This is a genomic window from Micromonospora tarensis (assembly GCF_016803395.1).
Taxonomy (GTDB): domain Bacteria; phylum Actinomycetota; class Actinomycetes; order Mycobacteriales; family Micromonosporaceae; genus Micromonospora; species Micromonospora tarensis.
Window position 1 is genome coordinate 1 of the sequence record NZ_JAEVHL010000278.1, and the last position, 7,810, is coordinate 7,810.

At 71.0% G+C, this 7,810-nt stretch carries 7 protein-coding genes; 3 read left to right on the top strand and 4 right to left on the bottom strand.

Going from position 1 to position 7,810, the window contains the following annotated elements; genetic code table 11:
- Positions 1-407 precede the first annotated feature (407 nt).
- The gene (locus JM949_RS31165; protein WP_203151695.1) at positions 408-647 is read left to right on the top strand and encodes a hypothetical protein; all 240 of its coding nucleotides are present in this window, start codon (positions 408-410) and stop codon (positions 645-647) included.
- A gap of 5 nt (positions 648-652) precedes the next feature.
- Here the strand turns inward: JM949_RS31165 and JM949_RS31170 are convergent, their stop codons facing one another.
- The 4 genes from JM949_RS31170 to JM949_RS31185 form a co-directional block, all read right to left on the bottom strand.
- Positions 653-2,062 (bottom strand): class II fumarate hydratase, encoded by a 1,410-nt coding sequence (locus tag JM949_RS31170; RefSeq protein ID WP_203151696.1) that lies wholly within the window; start codon positions 2,060-2,062, stop codon positions 653-655.
- A gap of 244 nt (positions 2,063-2,306) precedes the next feature.
- The gene (locus JM949_RS31175) at positions 2,307-3,974 is read right to left on the bottom strand and encodes a fumarate hydratase (protein ID WP_203151697.1); all 1,668 of its coding nucleotides are present in this window, start codon (positions 3,972-3,974) and stop codon (positions 2,307-2,309) included.
- A gap of 67 nt (positions 3,975-4,041) precedes the next feature.
- Positions 4,042-5,559: an outer membrane protein assembly factor BamB family protein gene (locus JM949_RS31180; protein ID WP_407664862.1), complete on the bottom strand. Its 1,518-nt coding sequence runs from the start codon at positions 5,557-5,559 to the stop codon at positions 4,042-4,044.
- Between the two features lie 70 nt (positions 5,560-5,629).
- Positions 5,630-6,133, bottom strand: a complete 504-nt coding sequence (locus JM949_RS31185) for an Lrp/AsnC family transcriptional regulator (protein WP_203151698.1) — start codon at positions 6,131-6,133, stop codon at positions 5,630-5,632.
- Positions 6,134-6,272: 139 nt separating this feature from the next.
- On the opposite strand from JM949_RS31185, the gene hppD reads away from it, so the two are divergent.
- Positions 6,273-7,478, top strand: a complete 1,206-nt coding sequence (gene hppD / locus JM949_RS31190; protein WP_203151699.1) for a 4-hydroxyphenylpyruvate dioxygenase — start codon at positions 6,273-6,275, stop codon at positions 7,476-7,478.
- 171 nt (positions 7,479-7,649) lie between these two features.
- Positions 7,650-7,810: DUF2510 domain-containing protein (locus tag JM949_RS31195; protein WP_203151700.1), on the top strand; the 161-nt coding region annotated here is incomplete at its 3' end.

Below are 7,810 nucleotides of genomic sequence, written 5' to 3' on the forward strand. Positions count from 1 at the left end.
ACCCAATCTGCTCCCGCTCCAACAGACTCAACCTCGACGCCATAACCACCCCAACGACAACCACCAAAAGAGGTGTTGCAACCACCGGTTGAGCCCGCCCAGCTAACGGGAACTGTCCAAGATCTCGGTGGTTGGGGCGCATGGCGCGCAACGCGCAATCGGCGCGATGTCGGTGCCGTGGCGAACCGAGGCGAGAGAGGTTCGCGGCGAACAGGGCTCGCGGCGAAACGGGACCGCTGCGGGAGGGTCCACGGCGGGGGATCAGCGGCCGGGGATCAGCGGCCGGGCGGTCTGCGGCCGGGGATCAGCGGCCGGGGGGTCTGCGGCCGGGGGTCTGCGGCCGGGCGGTCTGCGGGGGCTGTGGGGGTGATGTCACAGGCGATTCAGCTCGAAAGGACGGCAACAGCATGTCCCGGACCAGCCCGGACGACCGCGCGGCCATGCCCCGACGACCGGGGCCGCCTGCACCCCGGCCGAAGCTGCACGGCGCGGCGGCCGACCTGTACCAGCTCAACCCGCAGGACGGCTCGGACCCGACGGCGCTCTCCAGACGCTTCCTCGGCTGGGCGGCACCGCCTCACAAACCCCGCTCGGCGGCACCGTCGCACAAATCCCGCTCGGCGGCACCGCTTGGCGACCCGCGCTGAGCGGGTCAGGGGTGGGTCATCCGGAGCAGGTCCAGCGTCTCGTCGAGCTGGGTCTCGGTGAGTTTGCCGGAGTCGACGTGCCCCCGGGAGATCACCACCTCGCGGATCGAGGTCTGCTTGGCCAGCGCCTCCTTGGCGATCGACGCGGCCTCGTCGTACCCCAGGTAGCGGTTGAGCGGGGTGACGATCGACGGCGAACCCTCGGCGTACGCCAGGCAGACCTCGGCGTCCGCGACCAGGCCGACCACCAGTCGGTCGGCGAACAGCCGGCTCACCGCGGACAGCAACCGGATCGACTCCAGCAGGTTGCGGCCCATCACCGGGAGCATCACGTTCAGCTCGAAGTCGCCCTGCGAGCCGGCGAACCCGACTGTCGCGTCGTTGCCGATGACCTGGGCGCAGACCTGCCGCATCGCCTCGGCGACCACCGGGTTGACCTTGCCCGGCATGATCGACGAGCCGGGCTGGAGGTCGGGGATGCGTAGCTCGCGCAGGCCCGCCCGGGGGCCGGACCCCATCCAGCGGATGTCGTTGGCGACCTTGTACAGGCCGACCGCGATGGTCCGCAGTTGCCCCGAGGTCTCCACCAGGGCGTCCCGCGCGCCCTGTGCCTCGAAGTGGTTGCGCGCCTCGGTCAGCGGCAGACGGGTCGACTCGCGCAGCTTGCCGATCACGGCGGCGGCGAACCCGAGCGGGGTGTTGATCCCGGTGCCCACGGCGGTGCCGCCCAGCGGCAGCTCGGCCAGTCGGGGCAGCGAACCCTCCAGCCGTTCGACGCCGTAGCGGACCTGGGCGGCGTATCCGCCGAACTCCTGACCCAGGGTGACGGGGGTGGCGTCCATCAGGTGGGTACGCCCGGCCTTGACCACGGTCTCGAACTCCGCCGCCTTGGCCTCCAGCGCCGCCGCGAGATGGTTCAGCGACGGCAGCAGGTCCTCCACGATGAACTGGGTGGCAGCCAGGTGGATCGAGGACGGGAAGATGTCGTTGCTGGACTGGGAGGCGTTGACGTGGTCGTTCGGGTGCACCGGCTCGCCCAGCTCGCGGCTGGCCAGAGTGGCGATCACCTCGTTGGTGTTCATGTTCGACGAGGTGCCCGAGCCGGTCTGGAACACGTCCACCGGGAACTGGTCGTCGTAGCCGCCGTCCGCCACGTGCGCGGCGGCGGCGGTGATGGCCGCGGCCACGTTGGCGTCGATCACGCCCAACTCTCCGTTGACCTCGGCCGCCGCGCCCTTGATCTGCGCGAGCGCCTTGATCTGGGCCGGTTCGAGGCCCCGGCCGGAGATCGGGAAGTTCTGCACGGCACGCTGGGTCTGCGCCCGCCACAGCGCCTCGGCGGGCACCTCCACCTCGCCCATCGAGTCGCGTTCGATGCGGTAACCCGTCGCCTCTGGAGTCGTCACGCGTACCATCCTGCCCCGCCCGTCGCCGAACCGCAGATGATCCGTCAGCCCGACCCGGGCAGGCGATAGTGATGCGAGAGCGGTCCGACAGCGGTGCGCGGCAAACTCGTACTGGGTTAATGGTGACGGCATCCGACGGGGGCGGTGCGACCATCCCACTACGGCGGGGTGGGCGCACCGATGTCGGCCGAGCACGGACGACGGAAGGGGCGCCAGGCAGGTTCGCCCGGCGCCCCTTCCGGTGCCTGTCCGGTCAGCGGCGGCCGACGGTGAGCACCGGCTTGGTGACCTCGGCGAAGAAGTCGTTGCCCTTGTCGTCGACCACGATGAAGGCGGGGAAGTCCTCCACCTCGATCTTCCAGACCGCCTCCATGCCCAGCTCCGGGTATTCGAGCACCTCGACGTGCTTGATGCAGTCCTGGGCGAGGCGGGCGGCGGGGCCGCCGATCGAGCCGAGGTAGAAGCCGCCGTGCTGCTGGCAGGAGCGGGTCACCTGAGCCGAGCGGTTGCCCTTGGCCAGCATCACCTGGGAACCGCCGGCGGCCTGGAACTTCTCCACGTAGGCGTCCATCCGGCCGGCGGTGGTCGGGCCGAACGAGCCGGACGCGTACCCCTCGGGGGTCTTCGCCGGGCCGGCGTAGTAGACGGCGTGGTCGCGCAGGTACTGCGGCATCGGCTCGCCCGCGTTTAACCGCTCCGCGATCTTGGCGTGCGCGATGTCCCGGGCGACCACGAGCGGGCCGGACAGCGACAGCCGGGTCTTCACCGGGTACTTCGACAGCTCGGCGCGGATCTCGTCCATCGGCCGGTTGAGATCGACCCGGACGACCATCTCGGTGTCGAGCGATTCGTCGGTGACGTCGGGCAGGAACCGCGCCGGGTCGGTCTCCAGCCGCTCCAGCCACACGCCCGACGGGGTGATCTTGGCAACGGCCTGCCGGTCCGCCGAGCAGGACACGGCGATGGCCACCGGGCAGGACGCGCCGTGCCGAGGCAGCCGGACCACCCGCACGTCATGGCAGAAGTACCGACCACCGAACTGCGCGCCGATGCCGAAGTTGCGGGTCAGCTCCAGCACCTCCGCCTCCAGCTCCAGGTCGCGGAAGCCGTGCGCGCTCATCGAACCCGAGGTCGGCAGCGCGTCAAGGTACTTGGCGCTGGCGTACTTGGCGGTCTTCAGCGCGTACTCGGCGGAGGTGCCGCCGATGACGATTGCCAGGTGGTACGGCGGGCAGGCAGCGGTGCCGATCAGCCGCAGCTTCTCCTCCAGGAACTGCATCATCCGCACCGGGTTGAGCAGCGCCTTGGTCTCCTGGTAGAGGTACGACTTGTTGGCCGAGCCACCACCCTTGGCCATGAACAGGAACTTGTACGCGTCCGGGTGCCCGTCCGGGTCCTCGGCGTACACCTCCACCTGGGCGGGCAGGTTGCTGCCGGTGTTCCGCTCGTCCCACATGGTCAGCGGGGCGAGCTGCGAGTAGCGCAGGTTGAGCTTGGTGTACGCCTGGTAGACGCCCCGGGAGATGGCCTCGGCGTCGGCGCCGTCGGTCAGCACGTGCCGACCGCGCTTGCCCATCACGATGGCGGTGCCGGTGTCCTGACACATCGGCAACACTCCGCCGGCGGCGATGTTGGCGTTGCGCAGCAGGTCCAGCGCGACGAACCGGTCGTTCGGCGAGGCGGCCGGGTCGTCGATGATCGCCCGGAGCTGCGCCAGGTGCGCGGGGCGCAGGAAGTGCGCGATGTCGTGCATCGCCTCGGCGGTCAGCGCGGTGAGCGCGGCCGGCTCCACGGTCAGGAACCGACGGCCCCCCGGGCCGTGTACGACGTCCACGCCCTCGTCGGTGACCAGGCGATAGTCCGTCTGGTCGGGGCCGGTCGGCAGCAGAGGGGCGTACGAGAATGCGGCGGCACTGCTCATGAGCGGCAAGCCTAGGGCAGACCGGTCGATCACTCCCACCCGCCGGGCGGGTCCTGGGACGCCGCTCTCATCCACCGGGCGTGGCGCGCCCCGCCGTCGGACCGACGAGCAGGTGAACCGACCGCTCAGCCGTCCTTGCCCCCGTCCGGCTCCGGGCACAGCTCGCCCTTCGGCCCGCAGTCGCCGTTGTTCGAGCCGCCCGGCCCGGTGCCGCCCGGACCGGTGCCACCTGGCCGGGGATTCCCACCGCTGTCCGGTGTCGGGTGGGCGATCCCCCGGTCGCGCCGAAGCGGACGTACCCGATCTCCCGCCCCTCGCCGACGATCATGCCCTGCGAGCCGACGGCGAGGGCGTTCGCCGAAGTGCGCAGGGCGGCCAACTCCCGGCCGTTACGCGGGTCCACAGCCGTCAACCGGGACGGCTTCTCGTCGGTGACCACCGCCGCGTACGGGGTGAGCGCGGCACCGGACTTGCCGGTGGCCGGTCGCGTCCAGAGCACCTTGTCGGTGCCCAACTCGCGGGCGACCACCGAGCGCTTGTCGGCAGCCCGGAACACCGCCAGCCGGTCGTCGACCGCGATCAACTTGGTGCCCGGTTCACCGACCCAGAGCAGCCGCCCGTCGTACCCGTCGATGACCGCCTCCCGGCCGTCCGGGCCGACGCCGATCAGCACGTTCCGGGCGCCCTGCGGGTCCTCGCGTTGCACGCAGCCGGCACTGTCGGCGGTACGCAGGTTGACCCCGGCCCGCTGCCAGGCCTCCTGCCCGGTCGCCGGGTCCCGGGCGGAGATGGCGAAGTAGCAGGTGCCGTCCTGGGAGCGGGCGGCGATCCGCAGCATCCGACCGCCCACCACGGACAGCCGCTCGTCGCGGGCCGGTTCGACGTTCTGCAACACCCGACCGGTGGCGGTGTCGACCATGTGCACCCGACCGTCGACCGGGAAGCCGAGCAGCGGCGGCGCGGTCTCCGCCCCGGCCACCCCGTCGTCGATCCGGGTGGCGGTGAGCCGGCGGGTGCCGCGCAGGCCCGGATTGTCGGCGAGCAGGCCGCTGTGCACTCCCGGCAGGAAGGCCGTCCACAGCGGTGCGGTGCCACGCGGGTCCCAGGCGCTCAGGGTGCAGTCGGTGGCGTCCGTGCACCTGGCGTCGAGCAGCAGGTTGCGGTACGTCCACACGGCCACCGCGTCGTCGTCCCGCCGTCGGGTCGCCCCGGTGGTCGGATCGAGCAGTTCATACCCCTTGACCAGGAGCTTGCCCACCGCGACGACCGCGTCCCGGTCACCGCCGGCGACCGCGGCCCAGTCCGCCTTGCGCTCCCAGAGCTGCCCGCCGGTGGCCAGGCTGCGAGCCTCGACCCGGGTGCGCTGCTCGACCACTACCGCGTCTCCGGCGAAGGTCACGCTGCGCGGGGTGCCGCCGACCCGCTGCTGCCAGACCACGTCGGGCTCGGAGATGGGTTCACTGCGGTCGACCCAGTCCCACAGACCGGGGAAGGGGTTCCACACGCCGGTCGCGGCGAGCGCGATGACCACGGCGAGGCCGGCCAGCAGCCCGCCGCGCACCCTCCCCTTCGCCACACCGCACACCGTAGCCACGATCACGGATCTTCCGTACGCCCGCGCCGCCGTGTCGCCACGCTTTCTGGGCTCGGAGGTGTTACTGGGCCCTTCCCTCGACCCGAACGGCGCTGCGCACCAGCGGAAGCGTGCGGTAGGGGATCTGCTCGGCCAGCGCGATGATCGTGGAGGCCCGGGTGATGCCGGCGGACGAGACGATCTGGTCGATGACCCGTTGCAGGTCGGTGTTGGAGCGGGCCACGATCCGGCAGAGCAGGTCGCTGGAGCCGGTGATGGTGTGCGCCTCCAGCACCTCGGGGATGGCGGCGAGGTGGGCGGTGACCGGGTCGTGGCCCTCCCGCTGACTGATCTCCAGGGTGACGAAGCTGGTCACCCCGAAGCCGATCGCGGCCGGCGCGATCTCCGGACCGAAGCCCTGGATGACCCGCCGTTCGATCAGCTTGTCGAGCCGCGCCTGCACGGTGCCCCGGGCCACCCCGAGTCGGCGGGAGCACTCCAGCACGCCGATCCTGGGCTCGTCGGCGAGCAGTTCGATCAAGCGCACGTCGAGCGCGTCAAGCTGTACATTCTGCTCACCATTCATGGGTGTAGACCATACCGAATGCGCAACCTGACCAGCATTTTTGTCGACAGTTGCCCACCCGATGCCGGGCCAGCGATCCTCCCCACAAGAACCGACCACGGCGGCCCACAAGGCCGGCCGGTACGCGAGGGAGCCCACCATGACCCAGGCGATCGACCGACCCCAGTCGACCGAGGACGTCGACGTCGACCGGCTCGTCGGCGCTGTCGACCACGACATCAGCCACGACCCGTTCCCGGTCCGGGGCCTCGACCACGTGCACTTCCTGGTCGGCAACGCCAAGCAGGCCGCCCACTACTACTCCACCGCCTTCGGCATGACCTGCGTGGCGTACCGGGGCCCCGAGCAGGGCTACCGGGACCACGCCCAGTACGTGCTGACCAGCGGTTCGGCCCGGTTCGTGCTGACCGGCGCGGTGCGCCCGGACGCCGACGGCGCCGAGCACGTCGCCCGGCACAGCGACGGCATCAGCGACATCGCGCTTGAGGTGCCGGACGTGGACGCCGCCTACGCGCACGCCATCGCCCAGGGCGCCGCCAGCGTCGTCGAGCCGCACGAGGTGACCGACGAGCACGGCACGGTCCGGATGGCCGCCATCGGCGCGTACGGCGACACCCGGCACACCCTTGTCGACCGGTCCCGCTACACCGGCCCGTTCCTGCCCGGCTTCGTGGCCCGCGGGCCGATCGTGGACCGGCAGCCGATGATCGACGCCGGCCTTCAGCCGAAGCGCTTCTTCCAGGCCGTCGACCACGTGGTCGGCAACGTGGAGCTGGGCCGGATGGACGAGTGGGTGGAGTTCTACAAGCGGGTGATGGGCTTCTCCAACATGGCGGAGTTCGTCGGCGACGACATCGCCACCGACTACTCGGCGCTGATGAGCAAGGTCGTGGCGAACGGCACCCGCAAGGTGAAGTTCCCGCTCAACGAGCCGGCGATCGCCCGCAAGAAGTCCCAGATCGACGAGTACCTGGAGTTCTACCAGGGCCCGGGTGCCCAGCACATCGCCGTCGCCACCAACGACATCCTGGCCAGCGTCGACGCGATGCGCGCCGCCGGTCTGGAGTTCCTGGACACCCCGGACTCGTACTACGACGACCCGGAGCTGCGCGAGCGCATCGGCAAGGTGCGGGTGCCGATCGAGGAGCTGAAGGCCCGCAAGATCCTGGTCGACCGGGACGAGGACGGCTACCTGCTCCAGATCTTCACCAAGCCGGTGCAGGACCGCCCGACGGTCTTCTTCGAGCTGATCGAGCGGCACGGCTCGCTGGGCTTCGGCAAGGGCAACTTCAAGGCGCTCTTCCAGGCCATCGAGCGGGAGCAGGAAGCCCGCGGCAACCTGTAACACTTGCGGGCGTGACGCAACCTCCGTCGGACCCGACGCCGCCGGTCGGTGGGCCGCAGCCCACCACCGGCGGCCTCGCGCCGCCAGCCGGACCACACCCCCGCCATGACGAGCTGGCCGGGGCGCTCGTCGTTAGGGTGGCGGCGTGAGCGAGCGAAGCGGAGCGACGGCGTGAGCGTGCAACCTGGTTGGTACGTCGATCCCGCCGACACCGAAACCCGGCGTTACTGGGACGGCGAGGGCTGGCTGGGTGCGCCGATACCCGTCGACGCCACCCCGCCGGACGGTCCGCCGCCGGTAGCGCCGCCACCCGCGCCGGTCACCCCGGCCGC

Coding starts and splice junctions, on each gene's coding strand:
- hppD (WP_203151699.1), top strand. CDS start 6,273: ATGACCCAGGCGATCGACCGACCCCAGTCGACCGAGGACGTCGACGTC.
- JM949_RS31170 (WP_203151696.1), bottom strand. CDS start 2,062: ATGGTACGCGTGACGACTCCAGAGGCGACGGGTTACCGCATCGAACGC.
- JM949_RS31165 (WP_203151695.1), top strand. CDS start 408: ATGTCCCGGACCAGCCCGGACGACCGCGCGGCCATGCCCCGACGACCG.
- JM949_RS31185 (WP_203151698.1), bottom strand. CDS start 6,133: ATGAATGGTGAGCAGAATGTACAGCTTGACGCGCTCGACGTGCGCTTG.
- JM949_RS31175 (WP_203151697.1), bottom strand. CDS start 3,974: ATGAGCAGTGCCGCCGCATTCTCGTACGCCCCTCTGCTGCCGACCGGC.